A 17,657-nucleotide genomic window follows, 5' to 3' on the forward strand; every position below is an offset into this window, starting at 1 on the left:
CCCCGCGAAGGCGGGGATCCAGAGACTTCAGAGTCATGTCGCGATAAAGCCCTGGATGCCCGCGTTCGCGGGCATGACGGCAGGTAAGTTTCGCGGCATGGCGGCGATGACTTTCGTCTCGCCTCTCCCAGATCGTCATCCCCGCGAGAGCGGGGATCCAGAGACTTCAGAGTCATGTCGCGATAAAGCCCTGGATGCCCGCCTTCGTGGGCATGACGGTGGGTGAGTGTCGCGGTATGCCGGCGATGGGTTTCGCCGCGCCTCTCCCAGATCGTCATCCCCGCGAAGGCGGGGATCCAGAGACTTCAGAACCGTGCCGCGATAAAGCCCTGGATGCCCGGCTTCGCAGGCATGACGGTTGGTGGGTTGCGTCGCGAGCGGTGCGGCTGTTTTTCGCCGCATATCGCCCCGCCGTCATCCCCGCGAATGCATCGCCCTCACTGCCGCTTGCACTCCACCACCTTGTCCGCATCGGTGCCGTAAGCGACTTCGTGCAGCACCAGCACCGTTCCCTTCGGCGCCTGCAGGCCGAACGGGGATTCCAGCTTGCCCATGTCGCCGCCGGCGGTGCGCACGCATTTGAGCGGTACGCCGATGCGTTGCCATTGGCCGCGCGGCAAGCCGCGCAGGATCTCGCCGAACGGCAGCTTCGCCTCGCACTTGGATCCGCATTGCGCGGTCAGGTAAGCCTCGCCCGCGCCGACGGCGTCGGCCTTGAGCGAGATCAGCAACTGCACGTCGCCGTTGGTCTCGCGCACCAGTTCCACCGGCGCGTCGGCGACCAGGTCCAGCCGCGCCTGGCCCTTCCATTCCGCGCGCCACGCGTCTTCCTGCGCCTTGTAGTCCACCGCGGTCACCGCCAGCGCGCCGTCGGCGCTGGCCAGCGGCGGCTTGGCCGCGTCGCTGCGCTTGCCTTGCGATTCCACCCGCAACAGCCAGCCGCGCGGCAGCGCGCCGCGGGCGAGGAAGCTCATCGAACGCTGGTCGAGGTCCGGCGTGCCGGGATCTTCCGACAGCGCGCCGACCTTGCCGCCCTTGGCGTAGCTCAAGCCATACCCGAACGCGAACTGCGGCGAATAATCGGCGTCGCCGACGTTCGCCACCTGCACCGCGGTGCGCGGCCACGAGTACGACAGCTTGCCCTTGAAGTCGTGCTGCACCTTGCCGTCGGCCTTGCGCAACAGCACGTCGGCGATGCCGCCGCCTTCCGAGCCCGGCAGCCACGCGGCCACGAACGCGTCGGATGCGTTGATCTCGCGATTGGTCCACAGCGGCCGGCCCGACAGGAACACGCTGACCACCGGCACGCCGTCGGCCTTGAGCCGCTTGAGCGTTTCCAGCTCGGGATTGCGCGAGCCGCGGAAGGTGGCGATGCGCAGGTCGCCCTGGAATTCGGCGTAGGGATCTTCGCCGTAGACGAAGATCGCGACGTCGGGCTTGTCCGCGTACTTGCCGTCCCTGGCCAGCTCGGCGTGGCCGCCGGCGGCTTCGATCTGCTCGCGCAGGCCGGCCCAGATCGATTGCGCATGCGGGAAGTCGGACGGCTTGAGCCCGGTGCCCTGCCAGTTCAAGGTCCAGCCGCCGGACTGCTTGGCGACGTTGTCGGCGCCGTCGCCGAGCACCAGCACCCGCGACCTGGGCGCGATCGGCAGCACGCCGGCGTCGTTCTTGAGCAGCACCAGCGACTCGCGCACCGCCTGCCGCGCGATCGCGCGATGCTCGGCGCTGCCGAGCACCTCGAACTTGCCGCCGAGCGGCCGTTGCGAAGGCGCGCCGGCTTCGAACAGGCCCAGCCGCAGCTTGACCCGCAGGATCCGGGTTACCGCATCGTCGAGCCGGGCCATGCTGATCTCGCCGCTGTTGACCTGCTTGAGCGCGTTGTCGTAATAGCCGCGCCAGCTGTCGGGCGCCATCAGCATGTCCACGCCGGCGTTGAACGCGGCCGCGCAGTTCTCGTTGCTGCAACCGGTCAGCTGGCCGTGCGCGTTCCAGTCGCCGACCACGAAGCCGTCGAAGCCCATGCGGCCCTTGAGCACGTCGGTCAGCAGCGCGTGGTTGCCGTGCATCTTGGCGCCGTTCCAACTGGAGAACGAGGCCATCACGGTCTGCGCGCCGGCCTTGAGCGCCGGCGGATAGCCGGCGCCGTGGATCTCGCGCAGTTGCTTCTCGCTGATCTTCGCGTCGCCCTGGTCGCGGCCTTCGAAGGTGCCGCCGTCGGCGAGGAAGTGCTTGGCCGAGGCGATCACGTGCGCGCCGTCGAGGAACTGCTTGCTGCCGAGCTTGCCCTGCAGGCCTTCGATCGCCGCGGCGGCGTAGCTGGCCACCAGCCGCGGGTCTTCCGAGTAACCTTCATACGTGCGGCCCCAGCGGTCGTCGCGCGGCACGGTCAGGGTCGGGGCGAAGGTCCATTCCATGCCGGTGCTGCGCACTTCGGCCGCGGTGGCCTCGCCGATGCGGCGGATCAGCGCCGGATTGCGCATCGCGCCCAGGCCGACGTTGTGCGGGAACAAGGTCGCGCCGATCAGGTTGTTGTGCCCGTGCACGGCGTCGATGCCGAAAATGATCGGAATCGCGACCTTGCCGTCGCTGTCGTCCATCGAGGCCTTGTAGAACTTGTCGGCGATGTCCAGCCATTCCTGCGGCGGCGCGGCGTAGTTGCCGCCCGGCTCGGAGATGCCGCCGGGCTCGGAATTGCCGCCGGCCAGCACCGAACCGATGTGGTACTTGCGCACGTCCTCGGGCGTGGCGCTGTTGATGTCGGCCTGGACGATCTGGCCGACCTTCTCCTCCACGCTCATCTTCGCCAGCAGCGCCTGGATCCGCGCCTCGAGCCGGGCGTCGCGCGGGATCGGCGGCTTCAGCGCCGGCCATTGCGCCGGATGCACGCTCGCCGGCGGCTCCTGCGCCGCGCCCGGCAGCGCCGGCGCCAGCGCCAGCAACAGCGCCCAGGCCAGCCGCCGCGGTCGCGGCGCGGCGGTCTGGATCGAGACAGCGGGGGCGCGCCGGGGCGCGGGTGCGGTGGCGTTCATGGGTGGCTCCTGAAAGCGAGGAAAAGGACGGCGCCGGATCGGCCGGATCGGCCGAAACGCCGCGAAAACAGATGAGTTCCGCCCGTGCGATCTGGCAGAATGCGGCCTACACGCGACAAGGAAACAGACCGGTCATGCGGGTGCGCATCGAAGATGTGGCGGAGGTCGCGGGCGTGTCGATGAAGACCGTCTCGCGCGTGCTCAACCAGGAACCCAACGTCAGCGAGGAAACCCGCAAGCGCGTGGAAGCCGCCGCGCGCAAGCTGCAATACCGGCCGAACCCGTCGGCGCGCAGCCTGGCCGGGCAACGTTCGTTCCTGGTGGCGCTGCTGTACGACAACCCGTCCAGCAATTATCTGATGGAAGTGCAGGCCGGCATGCTCGACGCCTGCAACAGCCAGCACTACAACCTGATGCTGGCGCCGGTGACCTACACCGACAAGAAGCTGGTGGCGCACGTGGACGAGATCGTGCAGCGCTCGCGCGCCGACGGCCTGGTGCTGACGCCGCCGCTGACCGACCATCCGGGCCTGATGAAGCGGCTCGGCCAGCTGCGCATTCCCTACGCCAACATCTCGCCCAAGCTGCGCGGCGAGCGCATCGGCGTGGTGCTCGACGAGGAACGCGCGGTGCGCGAGCTGATGGCGCATCTGGTCTCGCTCGGCCACCGCCGCATCGCCCACATCAAGGGCCATCCCGAGCACGGCGCCAGCCAGTGGCGCTTGAACGGCTACCGCGACGGCCTGGCCGCGGCCGGCATCGAGTTCGATCCGCAGCTGGTGGCCGAAGGCGATTTCCACTACGACACCGGCGCGATCTGCGCCCAGCGCCTGCTGCTGATGGACGATCCGCCGACCGCGATCTTCGCCGCCAACGACGACATGGCCGCCGGCACCATCCGCACCGCCAGCGAAATGGGCCTGTCGATTCCCGGCGACGTGTCGGTGTGCGGCTTCGACGACACGCCGCTGTCGCGGCAGATCTATCCGCCGCTGACCACGGTGCGCCAGCCGACCCGCGAGATGGGCCGCCTGGCCACCCACGAGCTGTTCAAGCGGATCAAGGCGCCCGACGCCGGCCAGCTGATCCTGGCGCCGTACGAACTGCAGCTGCGCAAGTCCACCGGCGCGGTCGGCAAGCCGCGCGCGCGCAAGCGCTGAGCCGCGCGCGGCGGCGCGGACGGCGCGCTGCGCTCGCGCCGGCGCCGTCACCAGAACGCGGCGTACAGCGCGATCAGGATCGCCAGCACCGCCAGCGCGGCGATGTTCCAGGCCGGCGCGGTGGCGTAGCTGACGCCGTCGTGGCGGATGCGGTCGCGCGCGGCGGGCGGGGCGGTGGCGAGCGAGACCGCCGCCATCAGCGCCGCCGACAGCAAGAACGCCAGTCCGATGCGGTTGACGAACGACATGTCGGTCAACACCACGTACTTGAACAGCAGCGAGAACCCGATCGATCCGCCTGCTGAGGCCAATGCGCCGGCTTCGTTGGCGCGCTTCCAGAACAGGCCGAACAGGAAGATCACCACGATGCCCGGAGTGAAGAAGCCGGTGTATTCCTGGATGTACTGGAAGCCCTGGTCGAAGCCGCCCAGCAGCGGACGCGCGGTGGCGATGGCGATGAGAATCGACACCGCCGCGGCGATGCGGCCGACCCGCACCAGTTGCCGCTCGCTCGCATCCACGCGCCGCTTGGCGTAGAAATCCAGGGTGAAGATGGTCGCCACCGAATTGATCTTCGAAGCCAGCGAGGCCACGATCGCCGCGACCAGCGCCGCGAACACCAGGCCGAGCACGCCCGGCGGCAGCAGCGCCATCATCGCCGGATAGGCATCGTCGGAACGCTTCAGATCCGGCGCCAGCATCACCGCGGCGATACCCGGCAGCACCACAATCACCGGCAGCACGATCTTCAGCGCGGCGGCGAAGACAATGCCTTTCTGCGCCTCTTTCAAGTCCTTGGCGGCCAGCGCGCGCTGGATGATGTACTGGTTGAACCCCCAATAGCTCAGGTGCGCGACCCACAGACCGCCGAGCAGCACGCCGATACCCGGCAGATCCTTGTAATGAGGATTGTCGGGCGAGAGGATCATATGGAAGTGATCCGGATGCGCGGTCATGAGCTTGTTCCAGCCGGCGAGGATGCCCGCGCCGTCGCCGATCTTGCTCAGCGTCAATCCCGCCACCAACAACCCGCCGAGCACCAGCAAGGTCACCTGCACGATGTCGGTCAGCGCCACCGCCTTGAGCCCGCCGTACAGCTGGTACGCCAGCGCGAACAGGCCGAGCAAGGTCAGCGCCAGCATCTGGTCCATGCCGGTGACCTGCGCCACCGCGATCGAACCCAGCCACACGATCGAGGTCAGGTTGACGAACACGTACAGCCCGAGCCAGAACACGGCCATGAGCGTGCGGATGCGGTTGCCGTAACGCTCCTCCAGGAACTGCGGCATGGTGTAGATGCCGTTGCGCAGGAACACCGGCAGGAAGAACTTGCCGACCACCAGCAGCGTCGCCGCCGCCATCCACTCGTAAGACGCGATGGCCAGGCCCAGCGCGTAGCCCGAGCCGGACATGCCGATGATCTGTTCGGCGGAGATATTGGCCGCGATCAGCGACGCGCCGATCGCCCACCACGGCAGCGCCTTGCTGGCGAGGAAGTAATCCTTGGCGGTCTTCTCGTGGCCGCCCTTCTCGCGCGAGACCCACTGGGCGAGGACGAACACGCCGGCCAGGTAGGCCAGGACGATGGCGGTATCGAGCAGGGAAAGTTTCATGCGGCTCCGTGACGGGATGGCGCGGGTGCGTCCGTTCTACCCGCCGCGGCCGAAGCTGGCCACGGCCGGGCGGCGGTTTGGGGCAAGAATTCGATTGCAGCGGCGTCGCGGGCGGGGTGGCGAGGCGATGGGCGGGTGGTTCGTGGCGCCACCCACCTGCCGTCATTCCCGCGAAGGCGGGAATCCAGGGCTCCACCGAAGCATGACTCTGAAGTCTCTGGATTCCCGCTTTCGCGGGAATGACGGGGGTGAGATGGCGCTGAAGTCTCTGGATTCCCGCGTTCGCGGGAATGACGAGTGAGGGATGAGGCTGAAGTCTCTGGATTCCCGCCTACGCGGAAATGACGAGCAGGAAACACCGCCGCGACGACACCCCGCCGTTCCGCCCGCGCGCCGAGGGGACGCGCGCGGGACGGAGCGGCGAGGCAGGGACGCCGGGATGTCGCGGCCTGCGGCTGCGGCATCAGAAGTTCCAACGCACGCGCACGCCGTAGCTGCGCGCGTCGTTGAGGAATCGCGTGTTCACGCCCGAACCCACCAGCGCTTTCTGCGAGACGTCCTTGTTGGTCAGGTTCGCGCCCCACAGTTCGACCCGCCAGGCGCCGTCGAGGGTGCCGTAGCCGACGCCGGCGTTGATCTGGGTGAAGCCGTCCTGGCGGTCGGGAAAGCCCGCCGTGGCCGCGTCTTCGATCCGGTCGACGGTGCCCGCGGTGTCGCGCAGGAAGGTCACCGGGCGGTTGTTGTACTGGGTCAGGAAGAACGAGGAGCGGTACGCGGCCAAAATCTGCCAGTCGAACGTGCCGCCGAGCAGGTCGAACGCCTGCTGCAAACGCGCGTTGAAGGTGAACTTGGACGACAGCGGCAGTTCGTTGCCGGCCAGGTCGATCTGCGAAGTGATGCCGCCGTTGCCGAAGTCCTGGCTGCGCACGTCGGCGACCACGCCGCGCTTGATCTTGGTGTGCAGGTACAGCGCGTTGAGATCGAGCGTAAAGCCCGCGCCGAAGCGTAAGCGGCCCTCGGCTTCGGCGCCGTACAGCTCGGACTTGCCGACGTTGCGGTTGACCAGGGCGAAGCCGTTCGGGCGGCCGTTGGGGTCGAACGCGATCGTGGTCAGGTCCTGGAACACCTGGTCCTGATAGTCGTAGTAGAAACCGCTGACGTTGAAGGTCGAGGTGCGGCCGAGGAACTCGAACGAGTTCTTCGAACCGATTTCCAGCGCGGTCAGTTTTTCCGGCTTGTAGGTTTCCGGGATGACGTTGACGTCGAAGCTGTCGTTGAAGCCGCCGGCCTTGTGCCCGGTGGAGACGGTGGCGTACAGCAGGTTTCGCGCGCTCAGGTCGTATTCGACGCCCAGGCGCCAGTCGAGGAACTCGAACGCGCTGGAGCCGTGCTGCTCGGACGGAATGCCCAGGACGATGAAGCTGTGCTGGCCGTTGGCCGGGCAGTTCACCGTGTTGCCGCCGATGTCGGGGCGGTCGATGCAGGTGCCGTTCGGGCGGCTGCCGTCGACGATGCCCTGCAACTGCTGCTGCAAGGTGTCGCGCTCGCCGGCGCGCAGGATGCCCTGGAGCAGGAACAGCGCCTTGTCCGCGTCGGTGACCAGCCCGGTGGTGGCGAAGTTCGGCCGGTCGAGCAGGGTCGGCTTGAAGCGTTCGGTGCCCAGGCGGCTTTGGAACACGCCGCCGTCGCCGCCGAGGCCGACGGTCCAGTTGCCGCCGATGCCGTCGCGCGACTTGCGCTCCTCGGTGTAGCGCAGGCCGCCCTTGACCCGCAGCCGCTCGTCGATGTCGAAGGTACCGTCGCCGAACACCGCCCAGGACCGGCCGTCGACATCGGGCATGGTGAACTCGGTGCCCGAATAGAACGAGCCCTTGTCGGCCAGGGCCATGAAGCCGACCTGCTGCTTCTCGTGGAAATAGAAGCCGCCGGTGGTCCAGCGCAAGCGCGCGTCGTCGTCCGACGACAGCCGCAGTTCGTGGGTCTGCGCCTGCGAACGCGCCTGCAGGTAGTTGGTGCCGAAGTTGTCGTAGTCGATCCCGCCCCAGCTCGCCGGCTCGCCCGCCGGGCGCTCGCGGATGTCGCGGCCGGGCCAGACATTGCCTTCGGCGGCGGCGTTGATCTGGAAGTAATCGACGTCGCGATAGCTGCCGTTGTACTCCAGGTTCACCGCGCCGAAGTCGTAGCGCACCGTGCCCTGGAAACCCCACAGCTTGTTGTCGACTTTGCCCTGCACGCCGCGATAGACCACCTTGCGCATGTCGATGTCGGCGGGCTTGAAGCCCGCGCGCGCCGCATCGAACACGCCCGCGCCCGGATAGCCGGTGCCGAGCTCGCGGCCGACGTCGAGCATCGCGAACACCGACAGCGTGTCGTCGGGCTCGTACAGGAACGACAGGCGGCCGGCGCTGTCGTCCTGGATGCCGGCCGGCTGCAGGTGCCGCCACAGCCCGGCGTTCCTGAAGCCGGCTTCCTTCTCGATGTGGTAGCCGGAAAAACGCAATGCGGCGTAAGGGCCGAGCGGGAAGTTCAATGCGGTTTCGTAGCCCTTTTGGTCGCGGTTGCCGACCTCGCCCTGCACATAGCCGCTGAACTCGCCGCCCAGCTCGGGCTTCTTGGTGACGATGTTGAGCGTGCCGGCCAGTGCGTTGCGGCCGCGCAGCGTGCCTTGCGGGCCCTTGTTGATCTCGACCCGCTCCAGGTCGAAGAACATCCCGCCCAGGCCGCGCGGACGCGGGATGTAGGCGCCGTTGATGTGCGGCGCCGCGCCGGGATCGCCGAGCTCGGTGTTGTTGGACGAACCCACGCCGCGGATGAAGATTTCGGTGGCGCCTTCCTGGTTGGCGATGCTCATGCCGGGCACGGCCACCTGCATCTGCCGCAGTTCGTTGTTGATGCCCAGGCCGCGCAGGTCGTCCTGCGACAGCGCCTGCGCGGTGCCGGCGTACTTCTGCAGGCTCTGCGCGCGGCGCTCGACGGTGACGATGACCGAATCCAGATCGGTCGCGCGCTGCTCGGCCTCGCGCGGCGACGACGGCGCGGGCGTCGGCGCGTCCTGCGCGGCGGCGTGGCCGGCCAGCAGCGTGGCGACGACGGCCAGGCTCAGATGCGAACAACGATGGCGCACGATCATCGGAAACCTCCCCTCCCCGGGGCCGGCGACGAAGCCGGTCGTGGTGTTGTGGCGGGCGCCGCGCGGACGCCCCCTGAGCGGAGCCGGCCGAAACGGTGCGGGAGCTTGTAGCCCGCCTATGACAGCGCTGTCAACAAAGCGGACACGATGCGGCGTTGCAGCATGATTTGCGCGCGAATCGATCAGCCGCGCGGGACAGGACGAGTGTGCGGCGCTTGCGTGATGCGGATCACGCGAATCGCGCTTGGACGCGGGCGAAAGCGTTTTCATCGCGACATACGTGTCGCTGCCGCGGGCCGTAACCGGGCTCGGGCGGAGCGCGGCCGCGCGCATGCGCGGCCGGCGTATACGGCAATCGATTGCGCAGCGCATCACGCCCGCTGCGCGGCGCCCGCAGCGGCGGCGACGGCCGCGGCGGCAACGGCGCGCACGTTCGCCCGGCGCGGGCGCGCAAACGAAAGCGGACCCCGGCCGAAGCCGGAGTCCGCGGATCGCGACTCGCGATCGTGTCTTGCGATGCGGCGGTCGCCGCAGGTTACGGCGTGGCGTCGGTCGCCGCGTCGGCGTTGACGATGCCGGTGCCCAGGCTCGGGCTCTGCGGCGAGGCGAACGGCGAGGCGGTGTTCTTGATCGTCGCCTCCACCTGCGCCGGGGTCAGGTCGGTGCCCGGCTTGGACTGCATCAGCGCGACCACGCCGGCCACGAACGGCGCCGCCATCGAGGTGCCGTTGTAGTTGACGTAGTTGAACGCGCCCGGCGTGGTGGTGCCGGCGTTGAGCGTGGACAGGATGGTCTGGCCCGGCGCGGCCACGTCGACCAGCGAGCCGTAGTTGGAGAAGCTGGCGCGCACGCCGGCCGAGGTGGTGGCGCCGACGTTGATGACGTTGGCGCAGCTGGCCGGCTGGAAGCCCGAGGCGTCGGCGTTGCTGTTGCCGGCCGCCACCACCACGGTCACCCCGCGCGAGACCGCGCCGGTGATCGCCACCTGCATCGCCGAGCTGGACGAACACGCGCCGCCGCCGCCCAGGCTCATGTTGATCACCGTGGCCTTGTTGGCGCCGACCGCGGGCACGCCCGAGACGGTGCCGCCCGAGGCCCAGGTGATCGCATCGGCGATGTCGGCCAGGGTGCCGCCGCAGCGGCCGAGTACGCGCGCGCTGAGGATCTTGGCCTGGAACGCGGTGCCGGCGATGCCGGTCGCGTTGTTGGTCACGCCGGCGGCGATGCCGCTGACGTGGGTGCCGTGCCAGCTCGAGTTGCGCGCCGGCTGGCCCAGGCCGCACTGGCCGGCGGTGGTCCAGTCGCCCGGATCGTGCGGATCCGAGTCGCGGCCGTTGCCGTCGTTGGCGGTGGCGGCGTTGCTGATGAAATCGTAGCCCAGCGGCGAGGTGCGGTTGGCGAGCAGGTCGGGATGGTCGGTGATGCCGGTGTCGACCACCGCGATGATCTTGCCCTGGCCCTGGTAGCCGTTGTCCCAGGCGGTGTTGGCGCGGATGCCGTAGGTGCCGCTGAGGCCCCACTGCTGCAGGTACAGCGGATCGTTCGGCGTCAGCAGCGCCTGGAAGCGCGCGTTGGGTTCGACGAACTTCACCCGCGGATCGGCGGCGATGCTCTTCATCAGCGTCGCCGCTTCCACCACGTCGAGCGCGCGGTTGACTTCGATCAGTTCCGCGCCGGTGGAGATGGTGCGGGTGTGCTGGATCTTCAGATCCTTGCGGCCGAGCGAGCTCAGCGCGATGTCGAGATCGCGCTGGAACGCGGCGGCCTTGGGCGCGTCCGCGGCGTAGCTGACCAGGAAGCCGTCGACCGGCGCGTCGGCCTTCAGGCCGCTGAGGTCGACGCGCTCGTCGGCGAAGGCCGGCGCGGCGATGAGGCAGAGAACGGCGGCCGCCAGCGCGTGCCGGCGGAGGCGAAGCATGGAAGGCGAAGACATGAGCGAAACTCCCGTGAGGTTTCGATGAGCCGCGGTATGCGGCGGAACCGTCCTGGTCCCTCTCGCGTGTCCAGCAGTGGGGGCGTGCGACGTTGGCTTGCGCGAGCGCGTCCGGACGTGGTCTGCGGGCAGCGCTATGCCCGCGCAACGCAGCCTAGGGAGGAATATTTATTCGACAACCGCTAAACCTCTTGCGGTCACATCGTCTTCGCCGACGACATCATGGATTGCGCATCGCTATCGCCGGCGCTTGCATTAGTGCGCGTTGCGGTTTCGGCAACGCGATGAACGACTGCGATGCGCGTTGTGAAAGCGCGAGCGCGCGCTGCGATTGCGGAAAGCGATTACGCAACTGCGAGTGGCGCGGCGTGCGGCGACGCGCGAACGTACGTGCGGGAACGACGATGAAAACAGGCGATGCGGATGGCGTCGCAGTTCCATTGTCGCGGCCGCAGCTCGCGCAGCTCCTACATGGGCTACCTGTAGGAGCTGCGCGAGCTGCGACCGCGCACCATCGGATCGCGTCGCCACTCAATGCAACGCGCCTCTCTCCCGCATGCAGGAGAGAGGCGCCCCGCTCAGCTCTCGTAAGCCGATTCGCCATGCGTGGTGATGTCCAGGCCCTCGCGTTCGGCCTCTTCGGCCACGCGCAAGCCGACCACCGCCTTGACGATCACGAACGCGATCACCGACACCACGCCCGACCACACCACGGTGATCGCCACGCCCAGCGCCTGCACGCCGACCTGCGCGGCGATGGTCTCGTTGCCCGCGCCGAGGCCGAAGCCGCCCAACGCCGGCGCGCTGAACACACCGGTGAGGATCGCGCCGATGATGCCGCCCAGGCCGTGCACGCCGAACACGTCGAGCGCGTCGTCGGCGCGCAGCAGGCGCTTGAGCCCGTGCACGCCCCACACGCAGGCCGCGCCGGCGATCGCGCCGATGGCGATCGCGCCGAACGGACCGACCGTGCCGCAGGCCGGAGTGATCGCCACCAGGCCGGCGACCACGCCCGACGCGCCGCCGAGCATCGACGACTTGCCCTTGACGATCTTCTCCACCAGGCTCCACGCCAGCGCCGCCGCGGCGGTGGCGAGCAAGGTGTTGAGGAAGGCCAGCGCCGCGCCGGCGGTGGCTTCCAGGTTGGAGCCGGCGTTGAAGCCGAACCAGCCCACCCACAGCAGCGACGCGCCGATCATGGTGAAGGTGACGTTGTGCGGCTTGAGCGCCTCGCGTCCGTAGCCCACGCGCTTGCCGACGAAGTAGGCGCCGACCAGGCCGGCGATGCCGGCGTTGATGTGCACCACCGTGCCGCCGGCGAAGTCGATCGCGCCCTTGGCGAACAGATAGCCGTCCGGCCCGTACCAGACCATGTGCGCGATCGGCAGGTAGGCGAAGGTGAACCAGATCGCCGCGAACAGCAGCACCGCGGCGAACTTGATGCGCTCGGCGAACGCGCCGACGATCAGCGCGCCGGTGATGCCGGCGAAGGTCGACTGGAACGCCACGAACACGTACTCGGGCAGCGATACGCCGGCGGTGAACGTCGCCGCCAGCGAGTCCTTGTCCACGCCCTTGAGGAACAGCTTGTCGAAGGTGCCGATGAAGGCGTTGCCGCCGGCGAAGGCCAGCGAGTAGCCGTAGGTCACCCACAGCAGCACGATCAGCGAGAACACCGCCAGCACCTGCATCAGTACCGACAGCACGTTCTTGGAGCGCACCAGGCCGCCGTAGAACAGCGCCAGGCCGGGCACGGTCATCAACAGCACCAGCAGGGTCGAGGTCAGCATCCAGGCCACGTCGCCCTTGTCGACCACGGGCTTGGCGGCTTGCGCCGCGGCCGCCGCGTCCTGCGCATGCGCCGGCGCGAACGCCAGCAACATCGCCGCCGGCAGCGCGGTCCACAGCAGGGTCTTGCACATCCGCTCGCGCGAGCGGGCATCGAAAGTCGTCGCGTACTTCATGTCGTCTTCTCGCAGGCGGGAGTCAGAGGGCGTCGTCGTCGAGTTCGCCGGTGCGGATGCGCACCGTGTTCTCCACCGGCAGGACGATGATTTTTCCGTCGCCGACCTTGCCGGTGCGCGCGGCGTTCTGGATCGCCTCCAGCGCCGCGTCCAGCAGGCCGTCTGGCACGGCGCATTCGATCTTGAGCTTGGGCAGGAAATCCACGACGTACTCGGCGCCGCGGTACAGCTCGGTGTGGCCCTTCTGCCGGCCGAAGCCTTTGACTTCGGTGACGGTGATGCCCGACACGCCGACTTCGGTCAGCGCTTCGCGCACTTCGTCGAGCTTGAACGGGCGGATGATCGCGATGATCAGTTTCATCTCGCAGCTCCAGGGGTGCGGGGTGGGCGCGGCGTCAGAACGCCTTGCTCACCGTGAGGGTGAAGGCGCTGTCGGCCAGGAAGTTGTTGTGGGCGTTGGTGTAGAGCGGCGTTGAAGCGTCGGTGTCGCTGTAGGCCGCCGCGACCGAGAAACCGTTGTCGAAGCTCTTGGTCACCCCAAGCTTCCAGTCGGTGTACTCGAAGGCCTTGTTGCTCTCGATCCACTGCTTGCCGCCGTGCAGGTTCAAGGTCCAGCCCGGCTGGAAGGTCCAGTTGAGGTTGGCGTCCAGGTACCCGGAGCCGTCGGAGTCGGCATAGCCGAACAAATCGGTGACGGCGTAGGAGTACTTGAGCCCGATCGACACCGTCTCGCTCGGCGCAAGCGTGCCGCCCAGGTACACCTCGGTGGTGTCGGGGCTGTTGAAGCCGGACGGATAGCTGCCCGGGTAGTAGTAGGTCAGCACGCCGACGTCGTAGGAGAAGATCTCCCCGGCCTTGCCGCGATAGCCCAGGTACCCGTCGAGTTCGAGGCTGTTGGAGATGTCGTCGCCGACGACGACCGTATCCGACAGCCAGCTGACGTTGCTGCCCCAGGCGCCGACATAGAAACCGCTGTCGTGCGCGTACTCGATGCCGGCCTGCAGCGCCGGTTTCTGGTTGGTCTGCGAGACGCCGCGGAACAGATAGTCCGTGGTCAGCGCGACCGAGCCCGACGTGGCGGCAACGGCCGGCAGCGCCGCGCAGGCGAGCGCGGCCGCGAGCGCGGCGCGCGGCAGCGCCTGCGAGCGGATCGGAGCGTGTGCGAGCGTCGTCCTGACGCGGGACGCCGTGGTGGCGACGGCATCGGTGATGTTTTCGCTGGTGTGAGACGACATGACGCAGGCTCCTCATAAGCGGTGGCCCCTCCCCGGTCATTGCTTCGTGCTCGTTACGTCGCGGAGCGCTTCATCGTCGCTCCTGCATTTTTTCGGGTACACGCCGCCCCGCGGCGGGCCCGGCCCGTCGTGCGCGTCCTCCTGGTTGGGTGAAAACGAAAACGGCCCGAAGCGCTCGCTTCGGGCCGCCTGGGTTACAAGAGCTTGCTCATGAACACGCAGTTGGGATCGTCGCGGTAGCAGGCGAAGGGCCCGCAGGGCTCGAAACCGTATCGCGCGTATAACCGGCGCGCCGGCTCGAATCCCGCCATCGAGCCGGTTTCCAGGCTCAGGCGCCGGTACCCGCGCCGTGCAGCCTCATCGAGGATGTGCTCGAGCAAGGCCGCGGCCACGCCGCGGCGCTGGTGCGCGTCGGCGGTGCGCATCGACTTGATTTCGCCGTGCTGCGCATCGAGCCGCTTGAGCGCGCCGCAGCCGAGCAGCGCGTCGCCGTCCCACGCGCTCCAGAAGCTGACGTCCGGATGCCGCAGTCCGTCCAAGTCGAGCGCGTGGCAGCTTTCCGGCGGCGACAGCTCGGCCATGCCTTGCAGGTGTTCGCGCAACAAGGCGATCACCTCGGGACGGTCGAGTTGGCCGGCGCGGATCTGCATCGGTCGCTGCGCTCCTGGGTCGAAAAACGCAAGGCAAGGTCCGAAGGCGCCGGCGCGAGGCCGCCGCCCTGGGGATACGATCGTCGTTGGTCGTGCGTGTCGCACAGCGGTGCGGCCGCGGACGGCCGCACCGCGCGCACCGTCGCTTAGACGGCGTAGTACATCTGGTATTCCAGCGGATGGGTCGCCGCGCGGAACTTGGTCACTTCCTGCATCTTCAGCGCGATGTAGCCGTCGATGAAGTCGTCGGTGAACACGCCGCCGGCCTTGAGGAAGTCGCGGTCCTTGTCCAGCGCTTCCAGGGCCTGGTCGAGCGAGTGGCACACGGTCGGGATGCCCTTCTCCTCTTCCGGCGGCAGGTCGTAGAGATCCTTGTCGCTCGGCGCGCCCGGATCGATCTGGTTCTTGATGCCGTCCAGGCCGGCCATCATCAGCGCGGCGAAGGTCAGGTAACCCGACTGGATCGGGTCGGGGAAGCGCATCTCGATGCGGCGCGCCTTCGGGTTGGCCACGTACGGAATGCGGCAGCTCGCCGAGCGGTTGCGCGCCGAGTAGGCCAGCATCACCGGCGCCTCGAAGCCCGGCACCAGGCGCTTGTAGCTGTTGGTGCCCGAGTTGGTGAAGGCGTTGATCGCGCGCGCGTGCTTGAACACGCCGCCGATGTACCACAGCGCCAGCTGCGACAGGCCGCCGTAGCCGTCGCCGGAGAACAGGTTGACGCCGCCCTTGGCGAAGGACTGGTGCACATGCATGCCGCTGCCGTTGTCGCCGACGATCGGCTTGGGCATGAAGGTCGCGGTCTTGCCGTTGCGGTGGGCGACGTTCTTGATGATGTACTTCATCGTCAGCAGCTCGTCGGCCTTGGCGACCAGCGAGTTGAACTTGGTGCCGATCTCGCACTGGCCGGCGTTGGCGACTTCGTGGTGGTGCACTTCCACCTCGATGCCGACCTGTTCCAGCGTCTTGCACATCTCGGCGCGGATGTCGTGCAGCGAGTCGAGCGGCGCGACCGGGAAGTAGCCGCCCTTCACGCCCGGACGGTAGCCGCTGTTGCCGCCTTCGTATTCCTTGCCCGAGTTCCACGCGGCTTCTTCCGAATCGATGTGGAAGAAGGTGTGGCCCATCTCATTGGCGTAGCGCACCGAGTCGAAGATGAAGAACTCGGGCTCGGGGCCGAAGAAGGCCTGGTCGGCGACGCCGCTGGCTTTGAGGTAGGCCTCGGCGCGCTTGGCCACGCCGCGCGGGTCGCGCGAGTAGGCCTGCATGGTGGCCGGGTCGAGGATGTCGCAGGTCAGCACCAGGGTCGGATCGGCGGTGAACGGATCCAGGAACGCGGTGGTCGAATCGGGCAGCAGGATCATGTCCGACTCGTTGATGCCCTTCCAGCCGCTGATCGAGGAACCGTCGAACATCTTGCCGTCCTCGAACAGCGCCGGCTCGACGATCGACTTGGGGAAGGTCACGTGGTGCTGCACGCCACGCATGTCGGTGAAGCGCAGATCGACGAATTCGACCTTGTGGTCCTTGATGAGCTTTTCGACGTGTTCGAGGGACATGGCTGGATCCGGGAAGAGGTGGGGAATGGAGAATCGGGCAACGCGGGGGCGTGATGCGCCTGCCAGGGATTAAAGCAAGTCGTGTGCCAAGTTTTATGGCGATCCAAGCGATTGATTCGAAAGGATGATCGGCTAAGCACTCCCGGCTTTTGCACCAATAAAGTGCAGCACCAACCGGCTTCGCACCAATTTGGGAAAAGCCCCTTTCCGCTATCCTGACCCGCCGGCCGCGCTTCCCCCGACCGCGACGCGCCGCTTGTTCCGATTCCCCCTTCCCGATTCTCGATTCCCGGCCCCAATGACCGACCTCCTAGCCGCCCTGCTCCTCGGCATCATCGAAGGCATCACCGAATTCCTCCCGATCTCCAGCACCGGCCACTTGCTGATCGCCCAGCACTGGCTCGGCGCGCGCTCGGACCTGTTCAACATCTCGATCCAGGCCGGCGCGATCCTGGCGGTGGTGGCGATCTACTGGAAGCGCCTGTGGGGCCTGGCCGTCGGCTTCACCCAGCGCGACAACCTCGACTACCTGCTCAAGCTCGGCGCGGCCTTCGGCATCACCGCGGTGCTCGGCATCCTCGTCAAGAAGGCCGGCTTCACCCTGCCCGACCACGTCACCCCGATCGCCTGGGCGCTGGTGCTGGGCGGCGTGTGGATGGTCGCGGCCGAGCATTTCGCCGCCAAGCGCGCGGCCGCGCTCGGCGAGCGCAGCGACATCACCTGGACGGTGGCGGCGCTGGTCGGCATCGCCCAGGTCGTGGCCGGCGTGTTCCCGGGCACCTCGCGCTCGGCGGCGACGATCTTCGTCGCGCTGCTGGCCGGCACCACCTCGCGCGCGGCGGCGACCGAGTTCGCGTTCCTGGTCGGCATCCCGACCATGTTCGCCGCCAGCGGCTACGAGCTGCTCGGCGTGATCGGCACTCCGGCCGCGGCGCAGGAGGACTGGAGCGCGCTGGGCGTGGCCTTCGCCGCCTCGGCGGTGACCGCCTTCATCGCGGTGAAATGGCTGCTGCGCTACATCCAGAGCCACCGCTTCACCGCGTTCGCGATCTACCGCGTCGTGTTCGGCATCGCGCTGTTGCTGCTGATGCCGGCCGGCAGCTGAGGAAACCGCCATGTCCGATCCGCACAGCCAGCACGCCGAGCTGGAGCAGGAACTGCTCGACGACCAGGGCCTGTCCGCCGCCGAACGCTACGCCGCCTTCCTCGCCGCGGTCGCCGACAGCGGCCGCTTCTGGGTGGCCGAGTCGGGCGAGTACCTGCTGACCTTGTTCGACGGCGAAGAACACGAGCTGCTGCCGGCGTGGCCGTCGGCCGCGACCGCGCGCGCCGCGCTGGCGCAGGCGCCCAAGCTGGCCGGCTACGCGCCGGCGCCGCGCGAGCTGGC

The 17,657-nt window shown here is 68.1% G+C and carries 12 protein-coding genes; 3 read left to right on the plus strand and 9 right to left on the minus strand.

Annotation, left to right across the window (positions count from 1 at the left end):
- Nucleotides 1–437: 437 nt before the first annotated feature.
- Nucleotides 438–3,029 carry a glycoside hydrolase family 3 protein gene (locus A7A76_RS13795; RefSeq protein ID WP_206411725.1) on the minus strand — a complete coding sequence of 864 codons (2,592 nt, stop codon included), beginning with the start codon at nucleotides 3,027–3,029 and terminating at the stop codon, nucleotides 438–440.
- Between the two features lie 134 nt (nucleotides 3,030–3,163).
- Here A7A76_RS13795 and A7A76_RS13800 point away from each other — a divergent pair, with 134 nt between their 5' ends.
- The gene (locus A7A76_RS13800; RefSeq protein ID WP_074871154.1) at nucleotides 3,164–4,189 is read left to right on the plus strand and encodes a LacI family DNA-binding transcriptional regulator; all 1,026 of its coding nucleotides are present in this window, start codon (nucleotides 3,164–3,166) and stop codon (nucleotides 4,187–4,189) included.
- 47 nt (nucleotides 4,190–4,236) lie between these two features.
- Here the strand turns inward: A7A76_RS13800 and A7A76_RS13805 are convergent, their stop codons facing one another.
- From A7A76_RS13805 to glnA, 8 genes are all read right to left on the minus strand, one after another.
- Nucleotides 4,237–5,802, minus strand: a complete 1,566-nt coding sequence (locus tag A7A76_RS13805) for a sodium/sugar symporter (protein WP_206411726.1) — start codon at nucleotides 5,800–5,802, stop codon at nucleotides 4,237–4,239.
- A 463-nt stretch (nucleotides 5,803–6,265) separates the two neighbouring features.
- Nucleotides 6,266–8,932: a TonB-dependent receptor gene (locus A7A76_RS13810; protein ID WP_206411727.1), complete on the minus strand. Its 2,667-nt coding sequence runs from the start codon at nucleotides 8,930–8,932 to the stop codon at nucleotides 6,266–6,268.
- Between the two features lie 535 nt (nucleotides 8,933–9,467).
- The gene (locus A7A76_RS13815) at nucleotides 9,468–10,865 is read right to left on the minus strand and encodes a S8 family peptidase (RefSeq protein ID WP_428995148.1); all 1,398 of its coding nucleotides are present in this window, start codon (nucleotides 10,863–10,865) and stop codon (nucleotides 9,468–9,470) included.
- A 578-nt stretch (nucleotides 10,866–11,443) separates the two neighbouring features.
- Nucleotides 11,444–12,748 (minus strand): ammonium transporter, encoded by a 1,305-nt coding sequence (locus tag A7A76_RS13820; RefSeq protein ID WP_241200938.1) that lies wholly within the window; start codon nucleotides 12,746–12,748, stop codon nucleotides 11,444–11,446.
- A gap of 103 nt (nucleotides 12,749–12,851) precedes the next feature.
- Nucleotides 12,852–13,190 carry a P-II family nitrogen regulator gene (locus A7A76_RS13825; protein ID WP_074871160.1) on the minus strand — a complete coding sequence of 113 codons (339 nt, stop codon included), beginning with the start codon at nucleotides 13,188–13,190 and terminating at the stop codon, nucleotides 12,852–12,854.
- 34 nt (nucleotides 13,191–13,224) lie between these two features.
- Nucleotides 13,225–14,064: a TorF family putative porin gene (locus tag A7A76_RS13830; RefSeq protein WP_206411729.1), complete on the minus strand. Its 840-nt coding sequence runs from the start codon at nucleotides 14,062–14,064 to the stop codon at nucleotides 13,225–13,227.
- Between the two features lie 194 nt (nucleotides 14,065–14,258).
- Nucleotides 14,259–14,714, minus strand: coding sequence for a GNAT family N-acetyltransferase (locus tag A7A76_RS13835; RefSeq protein WP_206411730.1), 456 nt, complete (start codon nucleotides 14,712–14,714; stop codon nucleotides 14,259–14,261).
- A gap of 146 nt (nucleotides 14,715–14,860) precedes the next feature.
- A complete protein-coding gene (glnA, locus tag A7A76_RS13840) occupies nucleotides 14,861–16,270 on the minus strand; it encodes a type I glutamate--ammonia ligase (protein WP_096382654.1) in 1,410 nt (469 codons plus the stop codon).
- A gap of 298 nt (nucleotides 16,271–16,568) precedes the next feature.
- Here glnA and A7A76_RS13845 point away from each other — a divergent pair, with 298 nt between their 5' ends.
- The gene (locus A7A76_RS13845; RefSeq protein ID WP_206411731.1) at nucleotides 16,569–17,375 is read left to right on the plus strand and encodes an undecaprenyl-diphosphate phosphatase; all 807 of its coding nucleotides are present in this window, start codon (nucleotides 16,569–16,571) and stop codon (nucleotides 17,373–17,375) included.
- A gap of 10 nt (nucleotides 17,376–17,385) precedes the next feature.
- On the plus strand, nucleotides 17,386–17,657 hold a 272-nt coding region (locus A7A76_RS13850), incomplete at its 3' end, for a DUF2750 domain-containing protein (protein WP_206411732.1).

This window comes from Lysobacter enzymogenes, from assembly GCF_017168095.1.
In the GTDB taxonomy this organism is placed as follows: Bacteria; Pseudomonadota; Gammaproteobacteria; order Xanthomonadales; family Xanthomonadaceae; genus Lysobacter; species Lysobacter enzymogenes_D.

Excerpts from the sequence above, each read along its gene's own strand:
- A7A76_RS13795 (WP_206411725.1), bottom strand. The coding sequence starts at position 3,029 with ATGAACGCCACCGCACCCGCGCCCCGGCGCGCCCCCGCTGTCTCGATC.
- A7A76_RS13800 (WP_074871154.1), top strand. The coding sequence starts at position 3,164 with ATGCGGGTGCGCATCGAAGATGTGGCGGAGGTCGCGGGCGTGTCGATG.
- A7A76_RS13805 (WP_206411726.1), bottom strand. The coding sequence starts at position 5,802 with ATGAAACTTTCCCTGCTCGATACCGCCATCGTCCTGGCCTACCTGGCC.
- A7A76_RS13810 (WP_206411727.1), bottom strand. The coding sequence starts at position 8,932 with ATGATCGTGCGCCATCGTTGTTCGCATCTGAGCCTGGCCGTCGTCGCC.
- A7A76_RS13815 (WP_428995148.1), bottom strand. The coding sequence starts at position 10,865 with ATGTCTTCGCCTTCCATGCTTCGCCTCCGCCGGCACGCGCTGGCGGCC.
- A7A76_RS13820 (WP_241200938.1), bottom strand. The coding sequence starts at position 12,748 with ATGTTGCTGGCGTTCGCGCCGGCGCATGCGCAGGACGCGGCGGCCGCG.
- A7A76_RS13825 (WP_074871160.1), bottom strand. The coding sequence starts at position 13,190 with ATGAAACTGATCATCGCGATCATCCGCCCGTTCAAGCTCGACGAAGTG.
- A7A76_RS13830 (WP_206411729.1), bottom strand. The coding sequence starts at position 14,064 with ATGTCGTCTCACACCAGCGAAAACATCACCGATGCCGTCGCCACCACG.
- A7A76_RS13835 (WP_206411730.1), bottom strand. The coding sequence starts at position 14,714 with ATGCAGATCCGCGCCGGCCAACTCGACCGTCCCGAGGTGATCGCCTTG.
- glnA (WP_096382654.1), bottom strand. The coding sequence starts at position 16,270 with ATGTCCCTCGAACACGTCGAAAAGCTCATCAAGGACCACAAGGTCGAA.
- A7A76_RS13845 (WP_206411731.1), top strand. The coding sequence starts at position 16,569 with ATGACCGACCTCCTAGCCGCCCTGCTCCTCGGCATCATCGAAGGCATC.